Raw genomic sequence first — 18480 nt, forward strand, 5'->3', positions numbered from 1 at the left:
AACGCAACACATTCATTGGGTGTACCGACCCCTTCGCGGATGAATCCGCTCCCATAGGACCTAACCCGCTCCATAAAAACAAAACACCCCGCCAAAGCATCGCTCTGGCGGGGTGTCGGGTGACGCGCGGTCTAAGGCTTAGGCCTTCTCGGCAACACCCAGGTCGTCTTCAGGACCCATGGTGGTGAGAGGAGTACCGCCAGAAGCCAACTCGGCAGTCATCTTGTCGCTGTCCAGCTCGCCAACCCACTTGGCCACAACCAGGGTCGCAACAGCGTTGCCCACCAGATTGGTCAGGGCGCGGGCTTCGGACATGAAGCGGTCGATACCCAGGATCAGCGCCAGACCGGCAACCGGCAGGTGGCCGACAGCAGACAGGGTCGCAGCCAGGACGATGAAGCCACTACCAGTCACGCCGGCAGCGCCTTTGGAGGACAGCAGCAGCACCAGCAGCAGGGTGATCTGGTGAGTGATGTCCATGTGGGTGTCAGTTGCCTGGGCAATGAACACGGCCGCCATGGTCAGGTAGATCGAAGTACCGTCGAGGTTGAACGAGTAGCCGGTAGGAATCACCAGACCGACAACCGACTTCTTGGCACCCAGACGCTCCATTTTCACCAGCATGCGTGGCAGAGCCGACTCCGACGAAGAAGTACCCAGTACGATCAGCAGCTCTTCACGGATGTAGCGAACCAGACGCAGCACGCTGAAACCGTGGGCACGGGCGATGGCGCCCAGCACGACCAGTACGAACAGCACACAGGTGATGTAGAAGCACAGCATCAACTGACCCAGCTGCACCAGCGAACCAACGCCGTAGGCACCGATGGTGAAGGCCATGGCACCCAGGGCACCCAGTGGCGCCAGCTTCATGATCATGTTGATGATGTTGAACATCACGTGGGCGAAGCGATCGATGAAGTCCAGAATCGGCTTGCCGTAGGCACCCAGGCGATGCAGGGCGAAACCGAAGATCACCGAGAACATCAGCACTTGCAGGATATCGCCGTTGGCGAAGGCGCCGACGATGGTGTTCGGAATGACGTTAAGGATGAAGCCGATAACGCTCTGGTCCTTGCCCGCAGTGACGTAGGCAGCGACTTTCGAAGCGTCCAGGGTCGCCACGTCGATGTGCATGCCGTCGCCCGGTTGCACGACGTTGACCACGACCAGACCGATCAGCAGGGCCAGGGTGGACACGATTTCGAAGTACAGCAGCGCGTAACCGCCAGTCTTGCCGACCGACTTCATGCTCTGCATGCCGGCGATGCCGCTGACGACCGTACAGAAGATGATCGGCGCGATGACCATTTTGATCAGTTTGATGAAGCCATCACCCAGTGGTTTGAGGGCAACACCGGTCTGCGGATAGAAGTGACCCAGCAGAATGCCGATCACAATGGCAACGATGACCTGGAAATACAGGGATTTGTACAAGGGCTGACGAGTCGTCATGGCAATGATCCTCAAGGGCATCGTCGCGCATCATCCATCTGACGCTCGCGATACCTGTGGCGCTAACCCTCCTGCGTTGGAGGGATTTGTTTTGTCGAGCTGCGGTGGGCAGTCCTGGCTCTGTGCATCGCAAGGCGCGTGCCAGTTCTCGAAAAAACCCTGTACCCCCCTGAATCCGGACCTGCGCGGTGAAAAGACTTGAAGAGGCCGCTTGGGTATGTGGCGGTTTTCCGCCTGATCCCGAAAAAAACGCCCGGGCATTGGCGGGTATCCGCCGTCATCCCGGCGAATGGGGCTCATTAAGTGATAGCACAATGGGTGGAAAATGATGGCCCGCAGGTCAGGCCGCGAGGAAATGAATGCGGAACGCTGCGCCACCCAGCTCCGAGTCGCCCAATGTCAGGCGCGCGCCGTAGCTTTCGATGATGTCCTTGACCACCGCCAGCCCGATGCCCTGGCCAGGGTGCTGGCGATCCAGTCGTTCACCACGCTCGAGAATGCGGGCGCGCTGGCTCTGGGGTACCCCGGGACCGTCGTCTTCTATACACAGCTCGTCGCCCTGGAGGGAAGAACGCTGGGTGACGCGAACTTCGCTCAGGCACAGGCGATAAGCGTTTTCCAGCAGATTGCCGAGCATCTCCAGCAAGGCACCCTCCTCCATGGCCACCATGCTCTGCTCGGGCAGATCCAGGCTGACCTTGACCTGCTTGTCGCGGTAGACCTTGTCGAGGGTGTTACACAGGCTTTCCACCACCGGGCGCAGGGCCACGTGATGGCGGACCAGACCACTCTTGCGCAGGCTGGCGCGCTGCAACTGATAGCCGATCTGCTGGCTCATGCGTTCTATCTGGGTCTGCAGGACCCGCGCCTGTTCCAGATCCTCGGGGCGCTTGGCGATGGTCTCGCTGACACCCTGCAATACCGCCAGTGGCGTCTTCAGGCTGTGGGCAAGGTCGCCCAGGGAGTCGCGATAACGGATACGCTGCTCACGCTCACTGGACAGCAGGCGGTTCAGCGAGCCGGTCAGGCGCAGCAATTCGCTGGGATGCTGCTCGCTAAGACCATCACGATTGCCCGCCTCCACTTCGTCAAGTTCCTGACTCAGGCCGCGCAGGGCCCGCAGGCCCCAGGTCATACCGAGCCAGAGCAGCGCCATCAGGGCCAGCAAGGCGCCACCGAAGCCCAGGTAGAGCTTGCGCCGCAGATCGGAAATGGTTTCCTGATACTCGCGTACCGGCAGCAGCGAGACGATGCTGAATGCGGCATTGCGCCCGCCGAGCAACTGGATCTCGACGTCGTTGACGAAAAACTCTTCGCCATTGATATCCCGCAGCTTGCTGAACTGATCGCCCTTGCCGTCATAGCGCGGCACATAGTTGATGTCTTCGGCCTCGGCAGCCCGTGAACGCCAGACCAGGTGCCCCTGGCGATCATAGATGTAGCCGATCAGGCGGCTGCCGGGCAGGTTGAACTGCTCGCCGGGCAACACCGTGGGCATCAACAGGTGATCATCCTCGATGCGCGCCGCCGAGATCAGCGTGGTGACATCCGAGGCCAGGCGTTGTTCGATGGAGCTGCGCAGCGCCAGGCTGAAGGTTCCCTGCAGGGCCGGGAGCAGCATCAGCATGAAGATCACTGCCAGAATAGCGGCAGCCAGCATCAGACGCAGGCGCAGCGAACGAATCATGTACAGCGCTCGGTAAACAGATAGCCCAGGCCGCGTACGGTATCGATGGGCTTGAAGCCCGACTGACCTTCGAGTTTGCGTCGCAGCCGCCCGACCAGCACTTCGATCACATTCGGATCGCGCTCGTCATCGTCGGGGTAGAGCTGTTCCATCAGACGCTCCTTGGGCACCACCTGCTGATGATGGCGCATAAGGTATTCGAGAATCCGGTATTCGTAGGCCGTCAGCGCCAGAGGCTGCTCGTCGAGAGCGGCCTGCTTGCGATTCAGGTCCAGCAGCAATGGCCCGGCGACAATCGTCGACTGGGTAAAACCACTGGAACGGCGCAACAAGGCGTTGAGCCGTGCTTCCAGCTCTTCGAACTGGAATGGCTTGACCACATAGTCGTCAGCCCCGGCAGCCAGGCCTTCGACCTTATCCTGCCAATTGCCCCGTGCGGTAAGAATCAGGATGGGGAAGGTCTTGCCTTCGGCACGCAGGCGACGGATCAGATCCAGGCCACCCATGCCCGGCAAGCCAAGGTCGATCACCGCCAGATCGTGATTGAACTGCCCGACCTGATACAAGGCCTCGTCGGCATTGCCAACAGCCTCGACCACATGGCCGCTTTCCCGCAGTCGGGTTTGTAAGTGATGACGCAACAGCGCCTCATCTTCAACCACCAACAATTTCATGTCGCTCTCCCAGGCAAACCAGCGCCCCGCTGCAACAGATTAACAATAAAGCCGGGCCTGAAGCTCAGGCCCGGCCACAAGTACTTGAAAATGATCAGAACAGGAAGTTGGCAGCCAGGTACGTCTGCGCACTGCTGTTGAGGCTCAACGAACCCAGTTTGGGACCGCCGTGGCTGGAAACTTCATGACCGGCATTACCCCGCAGATAACGGTAGCCAAGTTCCAGCGAGGTATTTTGCGAAAGGTTATGCATGACGCCTGCTTGCGCGCCGAAGGCATAGCCCAAGTCAGTGCCGCGGCTCATGCCGGGGGCTTCGAGGCTCAGCTTGGTCATGCCCAGGGTGCCGCCGCCAAACAGCTGAGTATTGCCGCTACGACCGACCGGCACGAAGACGTCGTAGCTGCCCAACAGGTTTTCATGGCGCAGCTTGATACCGTTGTGGGCACCGGAGACGTTGTCGTAGGTGACGTAGTAACGGTTATCGGCGGTCTGTTGGCCGGCGCGCACGCCCCAGGTGGTGTCCTTGCCGATGACGCCATCGGTATTGGGGCGATTCAGATTGTCGTTGAGGGCGCGAGAGTGCTGGATCTTGTCGCTGGTGTTGCCCAGGGTGACGCTAGCGAAATTACGAACACTTTCATTGGCTTGCAGCGCGGTGCTGCTGCCCAGGAAAGCCAGTGTCAGAAGAGTCTTGTTGAATGCGTGCATGGTGATGTCCTTATGCGCCAGGCGCGTTGTGAGTACGCTGCAAAGACTATTCGCGACGCCCTGAACCCACCCTGAACACCCACTGAACCTGTACTGAACGAATAACTCAGCAAAGCAGTCACAATGACACCATCGCTGAACTACTCTTCGTCATCTACCCCCGATGCTGCATTCGATATTAAGAAGGAGCTGACCATGCGTTTCTGGATCGCAGTCATGATGATGAGCCTGGCAGGTATGGCCCAGGCCGAAATCAGAACCCAGGTATTCAATTATCAAAGCGCCGACGGCACGCCACTGGTGGGCTACTACGCCTACGATGACGCCATTATCGGCATCCGCCCCGGTGTAATCGTGGTCCATGAATGGTGGGGCCTGAACGACTACGCCAAGAAACGCGCCCGCGACCTCGCCGCTCTGGGCTACAGCGCCCTGGCCATCGATATGTATGGCAACGGCAAAAACACCGAGCACCCCGCCGACGCCATGTCCTTCATGAAAGCCGCCACCGCCAATAGCGTGGCCTCGGCTCAGCGCTTCGAGGCGGGCGTGACTCTGCTCAAGCAACAGCCCCAGACCAACCCCTATAAAATCGCTGCCATCGGCTATTGCTTCGGCGGCGGCGTGGTTCTGGATGCGGCGCGCCGTGGCGATCCCCTCGCTGGCGTGGTGAGTTTCCATGGTGCGCTGAATCCAAGGCCAACTGCAGTTCCTGGCAGTATCAAAGCGCCGATTCTGGTTGAGCATGGTGGCAAGGACAGCATGGTCCCCGAGGCTAAAGTAGATGAGTTCAAGGCTGAGATGAAAATGGCTGAGGCCAGCTACACCATCGACACCTTCAAGGGCGCCAAGCACGGCTTCACCAACCCCGACGCCGACCGCCTGAGCCACGGCGAACATGGCGGCCCGGATATTGGCTACAGCAAACAGGCTGATGAGATGTCGTGGGCGAATATGAAAACGTTTCTTGCTCAGGTATTTGCCGACCAATAGGTCGAATTTCGGGCCTCATCAAACACAACACGGCTGCGAGTGGGCTGGAATGAAATTTCTGTAGGAGCTGCCGAAGGCTGCGAAAGCGCTGTATCAGATAGATCCATTCGCAGCCTTCGGCAGCTCCTACAGGACAGCCTGCTCATTCAGTTGATGAGCGCGAGCTTCCCTCAGCCCCCATCCCCCGGCAAAATGCCGTCCATGAACCCATCGATGCCCCTCCCCGCCTGCTGCCCGACCCTCAGCCGCCACTGGCCCTTGCCGCAACCTTTGGCAGACGTGGTACTGGTCAGTAGCCCCTTTGACCCGCAGCAACTGCAGCCCGGCGACTTCCAGCACTGCGCCATTGCGCCCCCGGCAAGCATTCAGCGCTCGGTGGCCAAGCGCCAGACCGAGTTCCTTGCCGGACGGCTCTGTGCCCGGGAAGCCATGCGTCAACTGGATGGACGCCTGTGCGTGCCGGAATTGGGCGAAGACCGCGCGCCGATCTGGCCGGGCGACCTGTGCGGCTCCATTACCCACAGCCAGGGCTGGGCCGCAGCCATCGTCGCGTCCCGCCAGCAATGGCGGGGGCTGGGGCTGGATGCCGAGCATCTATTGAGCCATGAACGCGCCACACGGCTGGCCGGGGAAATCCTCACCGCCGATGAATTGGCCCATATGGCGAACGAACCCGCCGACCAGCACGCGCTGCGCGTGACCCTGACCTTCTCGATCAAGGAAGCACTGTTCAAGGCGCTCTACCCGTTGGTGCACACGCGCTTCTATTTTGAAGACGCACAATTGGTGGAATGGTCCGCCGACGGCCATGCGCGCCTGCGTTTGCTGATCGACTTGTCCAGCGAATGGCATCAGGGCAAGGAGCTGGAGGGGCAGTTCAGTGTGCGGGATGGGCAGTTGCTCAGTCTCATCGCGGTCGCGCCGCACTAAGCGGTAGAAGCGATTTGTGGGAGCGAATTCATTCGCGAAAGCGGTATTGCGGACAAGAAATATGCCTCGGATGTACCGGCCTATTCGCGGATAAATCCGCTCCCACACCGCCTGAGCCTGACTTGAACGCGATGGCGATGTTACTGGCTGAATCCGCTCGATACATCGCTGGCTGCAACAACTACCGTCGCTCCCACAACCATCATCTCATTCCAAATAGTCCTGTCAGCCATCATCGTTTCTCCCCTGCCGACTCGGCCACGCCAGACTGAAACACGCCCCGCCCAATGCTTCGCTGTCGGCAATCAACGCCCGGCCGCCATGCCAGTTGATAATCCGCCGCACAATCGACAACCCCAGCCCATGCCCGCCCGACGCCCGGGTACGGCTGTCGTCCAGGCGCATGAACGGGGTAAACAGCCGCTCCCAGGCACTTTCAGGGATACCGGGGCCGTCGTCTTCGATATCGATGCGACACCGCTGGGCATCCACCGCGAAGCTGACCAGCACCCGTGATTCGGCGTGGCGCATGGCGTTGCTGATCAGGTTCTGCAAGGCCCGGTGCAGGTAGCGCGGCTCGGCCTCGACCCAGGCGCCGTCACAGTCTGCGGCGACCCGGCACAGGCCACGGCTGATCTGCACCACCGCCCGCAGCGCTGCCAGTTCGGCAATCACCTGATCGATCATCTGCTCCAGATTCACCCGTTGGAAATTCAGGGTCGGCGCGCCCTGCTCAAGACGCGCGTAAATCAACATCTCGTCGACCAACTTATCGAGGTCCTGAATATCGTGGTCCATGCCCAGCAGGTATTTCTGGCGCATTTGCGGGGTGGTCGCGTCGTTGACCATTTCCAGGCCAAAGCGCAGCCGCGCCACCGGCGTGCGCAGCTCGTGGGACACCGCCCGCACCAGTTCGCGCTGGATCATCAGCGAGCGCTGCAAGTGCTCGGCCATGCCATTGAACGCCGCCGCCAGTCGCCCCACCGAGTCGGCGCCAGTCTCCGGCACACGGGTTTGCAGGCTGCCCTGGGCAATCTGGGTGGCAGCGGCTTCCAGGGTCTGCACTCGCCGCTCCAGCCGCCTTACAAGCAAATAGACCACCAGACCGATAAAGCACAGGCCGACCAGGGCGATGAGAATCAGCAACTCCGGCGGATACGGGTTGAGCGGGTACAGCGGGCCGATTTCCAGCATCCACGGGGTGTTGGCGATGCCGGCGAAGACCCGGATCGCATCACCGCCCCTGGCCAGGGCCATCACCGTGTCGCCCTCGGCAATGCGGCGGCGCTGATCGTCGTCGATATCGGCCTTTTTCAGCGCCACCAGCCGCAGATCGAAACCAAACCCCTTGCTGATGCGCAGCATTTCCAGGCGCTGCGGCTGCTCCTGTACCGGAAAGCGCACCAGTTCATCGATCAGCAGATAAATCGTCGCCCGGGCCAGTTGCTCGCTGATCTGGCGTACCTCGCCGGTCAACAGCAGCGGCTCCTGCACACTGAGCTGGCGATAGACCTTCGCCGCATGGGGCCCCAGTTGCTCTACGACCACCTGGCCGCGGCTCAGGCGGCTGCGGGTGCTGCTGCTCAGTTGCGCCTGATCGGGGGTCTGCAGCTCCAGGGGAATGCCCAGCAGCCGCTCCCAGACAGCCATGGACCGTCGCCGCTCGATGGCATCCATGGGTTGCAGGTTATCGGCCATCAGGGTGAAGGTGCCGTGGGCCAGTTGCTCGCGGTATTGGTCGCTGCGCACCTGATTGAGCAGATGCAGGGTCAGCACGCCGAGCAGCGCCACCAGTACCAGAACGCCAAGCATGCCGCCGTAGATGCGCAGGAAGATCGAATTCATGGCTCAGAGGCTCCGGTTCGGACCGGACATGTCCTGGGCCGCTTCCGGGACAAACAGATAGCCCTTGCCGCGCACCGTTTTGATCAGGCGTGGATGTTCGGGATCGTCGCCGATCCGGGGGCGAATGCGCGAGATTCTTACATCAATGGAACGATCCTGGCCGTCATAGCCGATGCCGCGCAGAGCGGTGAAGATCTCTTCGCGAGAAAGAATCCGCCCGGCATTACTGACCAATAGCCAGAGCAGATCGAATTCGGCACTGGTCAGCTCGATGCTCTGCTCGCTGAGCCAGGCTTCGCGCAGGGCGTTATCGACGACCAACGGGCCAAAGACCAGGCGCCGCGCCTCGGCGGCCGGTGACTGGGGCGGTTCGCTGCGGCGCAGCAAGGCATGGATCCGTGCCAACAGCACCCGCGGATGCACTGGTTTGCAGACAAAATCATCGGCACCGATATCCAGGCCCTGGATCTGATCGCTGTCGTCAGTACGCGCGGTAAGCATCAGGATCGGCCCGTCATAGCGCGAGCGCACCGAGCGACAGATGCTCAGGCCGTCTTCGCCGGGCAGCATCAGATCGAGGATCACCAGGTCCGGCTGCTCATCAATGATGCGCTGGGCGGCCAGGGTGCCATTGCCCTCGATGGCCACCTTGAGGCCGTTGTTCTCCAGGTAGTCGCGGGTCAGCTCGGCCAGACGCTGATCATCCTCGACAATAAGTACCTGCCAGGTTTCGTTTGCCACGGAGCCATCCTTTAGTTGTTCTTATATGAATGAATACAACATGCGCATCACACCGATATCGTTGGATCTACTTTCCCCTATCCCAAACCGTTTTTTTGTGATCCGCATCCCGCTCCAAAAACCCCGCCCTGGCCCGACACAAGACTGTAAAAATCCATGACCAACGGTCGACGCCAGTAGTTTCGCGGCCTACACGCGACCGGGAGGTTTCACACACAAATTACACACAGTTTTATCCACAGGTCATGCGTTGCAATTGGTGTCCAAAACGCATTATCTTGTAGCCCGCCGCAGAAAAAACCCTACATGTAGGGTTTTGATCAAAAAGCCAAACACATTTCAAATGGAAAACTCAAGGGTTTTTCTTGCGTCTTTGGGGTTGAACCAAACCCCTGTTTCATGGCCAAACCGCTCGCGCGAATGGTTGACGTTGCCACCCCACACCATCGGGTGGAACGGTACATGTGTTGCAACATAAATAACGCATTCTGTAACAGATTTCCGAGCACCGGGCGTTGACCCGGTCTCCTTCGACTTCAAAGCCTTCCTCGAGTCCGTTTTGAAGTCCTTATTGGCCGACGTTTGTCGGCCAACTGCCTCAAGACGGAACGGTGGGCACCCTGACAGTGCCCAAATAAACATAGAGAACGTGGAGACACCCATGCAAACAGACACAACTCGCGAGAATCCGCAGGCCATCGCGCCGCAGACAGGCGACTCCCTGCAGGACCTGTCCGCAACCGCGCCTGGCCAGCTGCGCGTGATCAAGCGTAACGGCACTGTTGTTTCCTACACCGATGACAAGATTACCGTCGCCATTACCAAAGCGTTTCTTGCAGTTGAGGGCGGCACCGCTGCCGCTTCGTCGCGCATCCACGATACCGTTGCCCGCCTGACCGAACAGGTCACCGCGACCTTCAAGCGTCGCATGCCCTCGGGCGGCACCATCCACATCGAAGAAATCCAGGATCAGGTAGAACTGGCGCTGATGCGCGCCGGCGAGCAAAAAGTGGCTCGCGACTACGTGATCTACCGCAACGAGCGCTCCAAGGAGCGTGCCGTGCGTGGTTCCGATACTCCGGTCCAGGCGCACCCGTCGATCCGCATCACCCGTGCCGACGGCAGCACCGCGCCACTGGACATGGGTCGCCTGAACACCATCGTCACCGAAGCCTGCGAAGGCCTGGCTGAAGTCGATGCCAACCTGATCCAGAACGAAACCCTGAAGAACCTGTACGACGGCGTGGCGATGAAAGACGTCAACACCGCCCTGGTGATGACCGCCCGTACCCTGGTCGAGCGCGAGCCGAACTACTCGTTCGTCACCGCCCGCCTGCTGATGGACACCCTGCGTGCCGAAGCCCTGAGCTTCCTGTCCGTCACCGAAAGCGCCACCCACCACGAAATGGCCGACCTGTACGCCAAGGCCCTGCCTGCCTACATCGCCAAGGGTATCGAGTACGAACTGCTGAACCCTGAGCTGGCGGCCTTCGACCTGGAAAAACTGGGCAAGGCAATCAACCACGAGCGCGACCAGCAATTCACCTACCTGGGCCTGCAGACGCTGTACGACCGCTACTTCATCCACAAGGATGGTATCCGTTTCGAACTGCCGCAGATCTTCTTCATGCGCGTGGCCATGGGCCTGGCGATCGAAGAGAAACAGCGTGAAGACCGCGCCATCGAGTTCTACAACCTGCTGTCGTCCTTCGACTACATGTCGTCGACCCCGACCCTGTTCAACGCCGGTACCCTGCGTCCTCAGCTGTCCAGCTGCTACCTGACCACCGTGCCGGATGACCTGTCGGGCATCTACCACGCGATCCACGACAACGCCATGCTGTCCAAATTCGCTGGCGGCCTGGGCAACGACTGGACCCCGGTCCGTGCGCTGGGCTCCTACATCAAGGGCACCAACGGCAAGTCCCAGGGCGTCGTGCCTTTCCTGAAAGTGGTCAACGACACCGCCGTAGCGGTCAACCAGGGCGGCAAGCGCAAGGGCGCTGTCTGTGCCTACCTGGAAACCTGGCACATGGACATCGAAGAGTTCATCGAGCTGCGCAAGAACACCGGTGATGACCGTCGTCGTACCCACGACATGAACACCGCCAACTGGATCCCTGACCTGTTCATGAAGCGCGTCTTCGATGACGGCAAGTGGACCCTGTTCTCGCCATCGGAAGTTCCGGACCTGCACGACCTGACCGGCAAGGCCTTCGAAGAGCGCTACGAGTACTACGAAGCGCTGACCGAATACCCAGGCAAGGTCAAACTGTTCAAGACCATCCAGGCCAAAGACCTGTGGCGCAAAATGCTCTCCATGCTCTTTGAAACCGGCCACCCATGGCTGACCTTCAAGGACCCGTGCAACCTGCGCAGCCCGCAGCAGCACGTGGGCGTGGTCCACAGCTCGAACCTGTGCACCGAGATCACCCTGAACACCAACAAGGACGAGATCGCGGTCTGCAACCTGGGCTCGATCAACCTGCCGAACCACATCGTCAACGGCAAGCTGGACACCGCCAAGCTCAAGCGCACCGTGGACGTAGCCGTACGCATGCTCGATAACGTTATCGACATCAACTACTACTCCGTGCCGCAGGCGAAGAACTCCAACTTCCGTCACCGTCCGGTCGGCCTGGGCATCATGGGCTTCCAGGATGCGCTGTACCTGCAACACATCCCGTACGGTTCCGACGCTGCCGTCGACTTCGCCGACAAGTCCATGGAAGCGGTCAGCTACTACGCGATCCAGGCTTCCTGCGACCTGGCCGACGAGCGCGGCGCCTACGAGACGTTCCAGGGTTCGCTGTGGTCCAAAGGCATCCTGCCACTGGACTCGCAACAGATCCTGATCGAACAGCGCGGCCAGAAGTACATCGATGTTGACCTGAACGAATCCCTGGACTGGGCACCGGTTCGTGCCCGCGTACAGAAAGGCATTCGTAACTCCAACATCATGGCCATCGCACCGACCGCGACCATCGCCAACATCACCGGCGTATCGCAGTCGATCGAACCGACCTACCAGAACCTGTACGTGAAATCGAACCTCTCGGGCGAATTCACCGTGATCAACCCGTACTTGGTCCGCGACCTCAAGGCCCGCGGCCTGTGGGACTCGGTCATGATCAACGACCTCAAGTACTACGACGGTTCGGTACAACAGATCGAGCGCATCCCGCAGGAACTCAAAGAGCTCTACGCGACCGCCTTCGAAGTGGACACCAAGTGGATCGTCGACGCCGCCAGCCGCCGTCAGAAGTGGATCGACCAGGCTCAGTCGCTGAACCTGTACATCGCCGGCGCCTCGGGCAAGAAACTGGACGTGACCTACCGCATGGCCTGGTACCGTGGTCTGAAAACCACCTACTACCTCCGTGCCCTGGCCGCGACCAGCACCGAGAAATCGACCATCAACACCGGCAAGCTCAACGCCGTTTCCAGCGGTGGCCACGGCCCGGACGACTCGGCAATCGCCGCCCCTCGCCCAACCGAAGCCGCCCCGGCCGGTCCGGCGCCAGTGCCTAAAGCCTGCGCCATCGACGAGCCGGACTGCGAAGCCTGCCAGTAAGCAACACCCCGGCAACCTCGCTCCAGTGGGAGCAAGGCTTGCCCGCGAAAAGGCCCGCAAGGGCCTTTAACCGCAGCCCGATCTGACCTACCTGCTATGCCAAACCCTACCCTCGCAAGCAAAAAAGCCTACTGCGCCAAAACACGCAGATCCAACTACGCAGCCAGCCTGCGCCTTTCCGGTTTTCCCTGCACACCACTAGACGCCGAACGCCCTTTGCCATCCCGCGAACAACTGCTTAACACCTACCGTAATACCCCTACCTGATGCGCACCACTTGTGTACAAGCCGGCTTGCTGGCGATCGATTGAGCGACAGAAAATGGTTTTTTTGTGGGAGGTTTCGCAGTGCCCCTGACACTGCGCTGTCGCGCAGCAAACACAGAACCGTGGGACCGGCTTTAGCCGGGAAAGCGCAGGCGAGATCGATACATTTCTATCGCCTGTCCCACAGTCTTCCCGGCTAAAGCCGGTCCCACGGTCTGTTTTCCGGGCCGCGGCCAGGCTATCAAAGACGAGACGAAATCTTCTGCCACCCACAACCACTCGTCGCCTCCCAAAACCAATTCCCCCCAAAATCCGGTCCAAATAAAACACCCTAAACCCCACAACCCCCAACAACCGCTGCCCCGACAAAAATTGACCCGAATCAAGCCAATAATCCTTATCCAAAAACCTTCTCAACAACGATTGCCGACAACCGCCACACACTATATCCTGCGTTTCGAAATGTAAAAAAACACCAGATAAGGGATTTCCGCTCCGTTTTGGCCCATTCGCCCTGCACCATGAATGACCACCCGAAACGCCCGAGAAAAAAGCGAAAATCACACCTCAAACGTCGTCACGGATGAACAAGTGCCGGGCAAAATCTGTATAATCCCGCGCTCGCTCCAGGGTACTCAAATGACCATTTGCACACGCAATGCTGTCTTACCTGAAAGCAACCTCTACTACCCGTTTTGTTCGCCTGTGTGGCCCTGCGCCGCGGCGGCAAATCCGTTGATCGAACTGCAGCCCCACAAGCCAGTCGATCCCGAGTAAATCTCGAAATCCGTTGCCAACGTTAGCGATACGACGCGGGCACTACATCCTTTGAAATTCAGGAGCTTCCACCATGCTGAGCTGGGACGAATTCGATAAAGAAGACGGCGAAGTAGTCGCCAAGGCAACCAACGCCGGTCATGCCAACGAAGCCAACATGGACCGCCTCGACAGCGCCGGTGGCGCCGCGGCCCTGGAAGCTCGCAACATCACCGCCAACGACTCCGCCGCCCTGATCCGCGCGAAAAAAGCGCTGGACGCCCTGGACGTCGCCGAAGGCCTGGCCGAACTCGAAGGCGCCAGCGCCCGTGTCGCGGTCGATGAAAAGCGCATGATCAACTGCCGCGCCGACCTCAACCAGCTCGTACCTTTCAAATACGACTGGGCCTGGCAGAAATACCTCGACGGCTGCGCCAACCACTGGATGCCGCAAGAGGTCAACATGACCGCCGACATCGCCCTGTGGAAAGACCCCGAAGGCCTGACCGACGACGAACGCCGCATCGTCATGCGCAACCTGGGCTTCTTCTCCACCGCCGACTCCCTGGTGGCCAACAACCTGGTCTTGGCCGTGTACCGCCTGATCACCAACCCGGAGTGCCGCCAGTACATCCTGCGCCAGGCCTTCGAAGAAGCGATCCACACCCACGCCTACCAGTACTGCATTGAATCGCTGGCCATGGATGAAGGCGAAATCTTCAACATGTACCACGAGATCCCATCGGTCGCGAAAAAGGCAGCCTGGGGCCTGAAATACACCCGTTCCATCTCCGATCCGAAGTTCGAAACCGGCACCGTCGAAACCGACAAAGAACTGCTGCGCAACCTGATCGCCTACTACTGCGTACTGGAAGGCATCTTCTTCTACTGCGGCTTCACCCAGATCCTCTCCATGGGCCGCCGCAACAAGATGACCGGCGTCGCCGAGCAGTTCCAATACATCCTGCGCGACGAATCCATGCACCTGAACTTCGGCATCGACGTGATCAACCAGATCAAAATCGAAAACCCACACCTGTGGGACGCCGAAATGAAGGAAGAAGCCAGCCAGATGATTCTGCAAGGCACCCAGCTGGAGATCGAATACGCCCGCGACACCATGCCACGCGGCGTACTGGGCATGAACGCCGCGATGATGGAGGACTACCTCAAATTCATCGCCAACCGTCGTCTGTCGCAGATTGGATTGAAGGAAGAGTACCCAGGCACGACTAACCCGTTCCCATGGATGAGCGAGATCATGGACTTGAAGAAAGAGAAGAATTTCTTTGAGACGCGGGTTATTGAGTATCAGACTGGGGGGGCTTTGAGCTGGGATTGATGGCTTAGGTTGACTCGGTAGTAGTAAAAAGCCAGGGGCACATGCTTCCTGGCTTTTTTCTGCAACTGAAAAATAGATGTATGTACTCGTAAATAACCAACGAGGCGTACTGAAATAATTATTTAAATCACGTAGGCCAACATGATAATATCAAAATGACACCCCTAAACTTAGGGATAAAATAGAAAGGACTTTCTGAAAAGTGAAAATAGTTAAATTCCGTATAAAAAATTTTTGTTCCATTATAGATACTGACTGGCGTAGTTTTTCTACAGATGGGGTAACCGTTTTGGTAGGGCAAAACGAGTCTGGGAAAAGCGCGATTCTTGAAGCTTTAAGCCTGACATTTAGTCAAAAACACATAACGGATGATGATCTACGATATGGATGTGACTTGCCTGAAATATGGTTGGAAGTGGAATTTAGCAAAGAAGAGTTTTCAGAAAGCCTAAAACATCGTGCTCATCCGGATGATCTAGAGAGAATTTCAAATCACTTTGGTAGAGTCGGACATTTCACTAGGACCGTTTTTCGATGGGAACTAAATGATTCAACAACAAAAAGAACTTTTTCTTGTGATATCGATATTGAAGAGCCTGAGCTATTCATCCCAGCCACAGACTTAATAGATGCGAACGACGTCAATGTTACAGAGGGAATAACATTATCTCACATTGCCGCTGACGCAATTTTCAATATCGCGCCGACTTTCACCTTATTCCAATCAAACTCTGGATTATTGCCAAATACAATAGATATTGACACGGATTTTAACCTGACTGGCGAAGGAAAAACAGCAGCAGAAAACTTGCTAACGATTGCAAACATCAACCTCAAGTCACTTTTAAAGCAAGACAGCCGAACACAAGAATCAAAGATAGCCCGTGCTATTAGCGAAATAAATCACGACCTCAAAGATTTTTGGAATCAAACTATAGGAACCAACAACAAGATAAAAATTGAGTTCAATCTTAAACACCATGACAACTCCTCTGAAAAGCCAGGAGCCCCATACTTAATATTCTGGGTAACCGATGGATTACATAAGCTGCACCCAAAACAACGGAGTGCTGGAGTCCGTTGGTTTATATCATTTTACCTACAGTTGAAAGCATCACAAAAAAGCAATAACAAATTATATTTCTTGCTTGACGAACCCGGTGCAAACTTACATGCAAACGCTCAGAAAGATGTACTAAAACTAATAAACACCCTAAGCAAAGAAATATCAATTACATATAGCACCCATAGCCCTACCCTTATAGAGTACGAGAAGCTTTACCGGGTCTACGCCGTACAAAGAGGCAATGACGAATTGGAAACACCGACAGAGATGATTGAGGCTCTTCATTTGGGGGCCGCCTCAAGCGATACTCTTTCTCCAATTCTGACCGCTATTGGTACTGATTTTTCACATCAAAATGTCATACAAAAATACAACAATATAATACTAGAAGAACCCAGCGGTTACTATTACTTTCAGGCATTCTGGCATCTACTTAACAAGCAAGATAGCGTCAATTTTATATCCGCCACAGGAGTAAACAAAATAGTTCCACTAGCATACATGTTTACCGGATGGGGAATAAAATACTCAATAATCATAGATGATGACAAACAAGGCAGATCCGTTTATAACCAGTTAAAGAAAGAGCTTTGGGGTGACGAAGATTCTATAGCTATAAAAATGGCTTATAAAATAAAGGAGTGCAACGGAATAGAAGACATCTTTTCTTTGGACTCGTTCAAAGAAAACGTTTTAGAGGACGCATATACTGGTGAATTAGAACTTCCTTCTGAAATCGTTAAGCTTCCAAAGTACTCAAAACCCATTTTAGCTTATAAATTTTACATGAATGTCAAAGAAGGAAAAATAAGCACTGAACACTTGGACTCCAGCACATTGCAGAAAATCACATCTACTACGAATAAAATTAGCGAACTTATATCATTACAAAAACCTGAATAAACAGATTCGACGCAACTGACGGAGGGACATGAGCCCTCCACTTCAGCAAAGACAAACACTAAATATCATCACATTCAAAAACGTCTTACATCTCAGGGCATAAATACATTATCGCGATGAAACTTTAAATATACTCTCTGCCGAAAATCAAATTCTCTATGAGATCTATCGCGAGCACTATCAAATCCTAAAAGCTTTAAATCCGTTGCACACAGCCGTGAAGATACTAAAACACTTCCATCATCGCAAAAACTAATAAGCCCTCTATCAAAAAGAAAATCTGCAGATGGCGTTAAAAGTAAACCATTCGCGCCATCAAGCCTTTCGCTTGCGTTATCACAAAGTCGCCACGGTTTAATATGGCTAGCTATAAGCAAACCAGAGTTTGTTACATGTGTAAGCCGACAAGCTTTTTCAAATTGCAAAATATTTTTTTTAAATATACCTTGCCCCCTACGAGCATCTATCAATTGTTTTTTCGTGGTAGAATCAAGGTTTTGATCTTTGATTATCTCGAATTGTATATAGTCGTCTATATCTGATGAAAATTTTAGCGCAGGAAAAATAAATGAGGATTTTTCATACTCGAGCTTGGCTGTACCCATAAGCAAATCAAAAACGGATTTACTTACCTCTGCGAGATAAGCATTTTGCCCTCCATTGCCGGTTGCAGGATGGATTGGAGAATACTTTAAAGGTAATATGCTTCGCAATTCAGTAATCCGTGACTTAGGTCTTACTGGCTCAATCAATCGCTCCCATTTCACAGGGAGTAGCCACCCTTGCTGACTCCAATACTCCCCGGCATTTCCAAATGAAGGAGGCTTAGGTGAGGGGAACGCAAACTCAGTTACCCTTCCGACATGCTGAATTTTCGCATGAGAAAAAGACATTACGGCATCACCAGGTGAAGCCAAACGCATATTTTCATAAAACTTATTATTCTTACCGTTTGCCTTACGCATCGGAGACCAAAGAAAGCCACCTGCAATTTCGTGCTTTGACGTTTGCTTGTGATTAACCCACCAGTACTTCATCGCTCAGCCTTATTCCTTTATGCCGTTCGGACAGAGAAGCTGTCGTCAGACCTACCCGAGTCGAACCAACGAAGTATTCGTCGCGCATTCGTGTAGGAATACTCCCACACAGTAGCCAGATGGCCACTACAGGTAAAGTGCCAGCACATTGAGGCCGAAAAATTTTCAGAAATGCCCTACAACATTGAGGCTTGCCTGCTCAGGCAACGCTCCCTACCCTTGCACCGCGCCTAAGAAACGCACCAAAAACTCAAAAGCAGCGGCCTGACCGCTCCCGATAAAATGCGGCTTTTTTGTACCTGCGGCCTTCGGCTGCGCGTCTTAAAATCTCTGTTATGTCGGGAGTGGACCAATACAAGACCCGCAAGGGAAATACGTCCGGCCTCTTTCTCTGCTTTTGGGGTTTCTTAACTCCCGACGCCTTAGCCCTACGAAGGCTAACCAATGCAGAGATAACAAAAATGCTGAATCCCTTAGCTACTCGAAGGCCCGCCCCCCACAC

The 18480-nt window shown here is 56.1% G+C and carries 13 protein-coding genes; 6 read left to right on the forward strand and 7 right to left on the reverse strand.

The annotated features are described in order from the left end of the window. Nucleotides 1-138: 138 nt before the first annotated feature. The 4 genes from ACCD02_RS16505 to ACCD02_RS16520 form a co-directional block, all read right to left on the reverse strand. Nucleotides 139-1455, reverse strand: coding sequence for a dicarboxylate/amino acid:cation symporter (locus ACCD02_RS16505; protein WP_413303766.1), 1317 nt, complete (start codon nt 1453-1455; stop codon nt 139-141). A gap of 340 nt (nt 1456-1795) precedes the next feature. Further along, complete coding sequence (locus tag ACCD02_RS16510) at nt 1796-3142, reverse strand: ATP-binding protein (RefSeq protein ID WP_413303769.1); 1347 nt, start codon at nt 3140-3142, stop codon at nt 1796-1798. Beyond that, nucleotides 3139-3816, reverse strand: a complete 678-nt coding sequence (locus ACCD02_RS16515; RefSeq protein ID WP_413303772.1) for a response regulator — start codon at nt 3814-3816, stop codon at nt 3139-3141. Before ACCD02_RS16515 ends, ACCD02_RS16510 begins: the two co-directional genes overlap by 4 nt. Nucleotides 3817-3910: 94 nt before the next feature. Then, on the reverse strand, nt 3911-4525 hold the full coding sequence (locus ACCD02_RS16520) for a hypothetical protein (RefSeq protein WP_413303774.1): 615 nt from the start codon (nt 4523-4525) through the stop codon (nt 3911-3913). 195 nt (nt 4526-4720) lie between these two features. On the opposite strand from ACCD02_RS16520, the gene ACCD02_RS16525 reads away from it, so the two are divergent. Together ACCD02_RS16525 and ACCD02_RS16530 are read left to right on the forward strand one after the other, a co-directional pair. After that, nucleotides 4721-5518, forward strand: coding sequence for a dienelactone hydrolase family protein (locus ACCD02_RS16525; protein WP_413303777.1), 798 nt, complete (start codon nt 4721-4723; stop codon nt 5516-5518). A gap of 213 nt (nt 5519-5731) precedes the next feature. Next, the gene (locus ACCD02_RS16530) at nt 5732-6448 is read left to right on the forward strand and encodes a 4'-phosphopantetheinyl transferase family protein (RefSeq protein WP_413303779.1); all 717 of its coding nucleotides are present in this window, start codon (nt 5732-5734) and stop codon (nt 6446-6448) included. A 225-nt stretch (nt 6449-6673) separates the two neighbouring features. Here ACCD02_RS16530 and ACCD02_RS16535 read toward each other — a convergent pair whose 3' ends face one another. Further along, on the reverse strand, nt 6674-8293 hold the full coding sequence (locus ACCD02_RS16535) for an ATP-binding protein (RefSeq protein WP_413303781.1): 1620 nt from the start codon (nt 8291-8293) through the stop codon (nt 6674-6676). Between the two features lie 3 nt (nt 8294-8296). After that, on the reverse strand, nt 8297-9034 hold the full coding sequence (locus ACCD02_RS16540; RefSeq protein ID WP_413303783.1) for a response regulator: 738 nt from the start codon (nt 9032-9034) through the stop codon (nt 8297-8299). A 661-nt stretch (nt 9035-9695) separates the two neighbouring features. Here ACCD02_RS16540 and ACCD02_RS16545 point away from each other — a divergent pair. The 4 genes from ACCD02_RS16545 to ACCD02_RS16560 all read left to right on the forward strand — a co-directional run bounded on the left by ACCD02_RS16545 (nt 9696) and on the right by ACCD02_RS16560 (nt 16941). After that, on the forward strand, nt 9696-12608 hold the full coding sequence (locus ACCD02_RS16545; protein ID WP_413303785.1) for a ribonucleoside-diphosphate reductase subunit alpha: 2913 nt from the start codon (nt 9696-9698) through the stop codon (nt 12606-12608). A 96-nt stretch (nt 12609-12704) separates the two neighbouring features. Then, nucleotides 12705-12875, forward strand: coding sequence for a YhfG family protein (locus ACCD02_RS16550; protein ID WP_413303788.1), 171 nt, complete (start codon nt 12705-12707; stop codon nt 12873-12875). An 849-nt stretch (nt 12876-13724) separates the two neighbouring features. Further along, nucleotides 13725-14972 (forward strand): ribonucleotide-diphosphate reductase subunit beta, encoded by a 1248-nt coding sequence (locus tag ACCD02_RS16555; RefSeq protein ID WP_259099185.1) that lies wholly within the window; start codon nt 13725-13727, stop codon nt 14970-14972. Between the two features lie 202 nt (nt 14973-15174). Further along, nucleotides 15175-16941 (forward strand): ATP-dependent nuclease, encoded by a 1767-nt coding sequence (locus ACCD02_RS16560; protein ID WP_413303791.1) that lies wholly within the window; start codon nt 15175-15177, stop codon nt 16939-16941. Nucleotides 16942-17033: 92 nt separating this feature from the next. On the opposite strand, the gene ACCD02_RS16565 is transcribed toward ACCD02_RS16560, so the two are convergent. Further along, the gene (locus tag ACCD02_RS16565; protein ID WP_413303794.1) at nt 17034-17978 is read right to left on the reverse strand and encodes an HNH endonuclease; all 945 of its coding nucleotides are present in this window, start codon (nt 17976-17978) and stop codon (nt 17034-17036) included. Nucleotides 17979-18480 lie beyond the last annotated feature (502 nt).

The sequence above is a fragment of the Pseudomonas sp. Pseusp88 genome (genome assembly GCF_047303955.1).
Classification (GTDB): domain Bacteria; phylum Pseudomonadota; class Gammaproteobacteria; order Pseudomonadales; family Pseudomonadaceae; genus Aquipseudomonas.

Excerpts from the sequence above, each read along its gene's own strand:
- ACCD02_RS16550 (WP_413303788.1), top strand. The coding sequence starts at position 12,705 with ATGCCAAACCCTACCCTCGCAAGCAAAAAAGCCTACTGCGCCAAAACA.
- ACCD02_RS16535 (WP_413303781.1), bottom strand. The coding sequence starts at position 8,293 with ATGAATTCGATCTTCCTGCGCATCTACGGCGGCATGCTTGGCGTTCTG.
- ACCD02_RS16545 (WP_413303785.1), top strand. The coding sequence starts at position 9,696 with ATGCAAACAGACACAACTCGCGAGAATCCGCAGGCCATCGCGCCGCAG.
- ACCD02_RS16525 (WP_413303777.1), top strand. The coding sequence starts at position 4,721 with ATGCGTTTCTGGATCGCAGTCATGATGATGAGCCTGGCAGGTATGGCC.
- ACCD02_RS16515 (WP_413303772.1), bottom strand. The coding sequence starts at position 3,816 with ATGAAATTGTTGGTGGTTGAAGATGAGGCGCTGTTGCGTCATCACTTA.
- ACCD02_RS16565 (WP_413303794.1), bottom strand. The coding sequence starts at position 17,978 with ATGAAGTACTGGTGGGTTAATCACAAGCAAACGTCAAAGCACGAAATT.
- ACCD02_RS16530 (WP_413303779.1), top strand. The coding sequence starts at position 5,732 with ATGCCCCTCCCCGCCTGCTGCCCGACCCTCAGCCGCCACTGGCCCTTG.
- ACCD02_RS16510 (WP_413303769.1), bottom strand. The coding sequence starts at position 3,142 with ATGATTCGTTCGCTGCGCCTGCGTCTGATGCTGGCTGCCGCTATTCTG.
- ACCD02_RS16505 (WP_413303766.1), bottom strand. The coding sequence starts at position 1,455 with ATGACGACTCGTCAGCCCTTGTACAAATCCCTGTATTTCCAGGTCATC.
- ACCD02_RS16520 (WP_413303774.1), bottom strand. The coding sequence starts at position 4,525 with ATGCACGCATTCAACAAGACTCTTCTGACACTGGCTTTCCTGGGCAGC.
- ACCD02_RS16555 (WP_259099185.1), top strand. The coding sequence starts at position 13,725 with ATGCTGAGCTGGGACGAATTCGATAAAGAAGACGGCGAAGTAGTCGCC.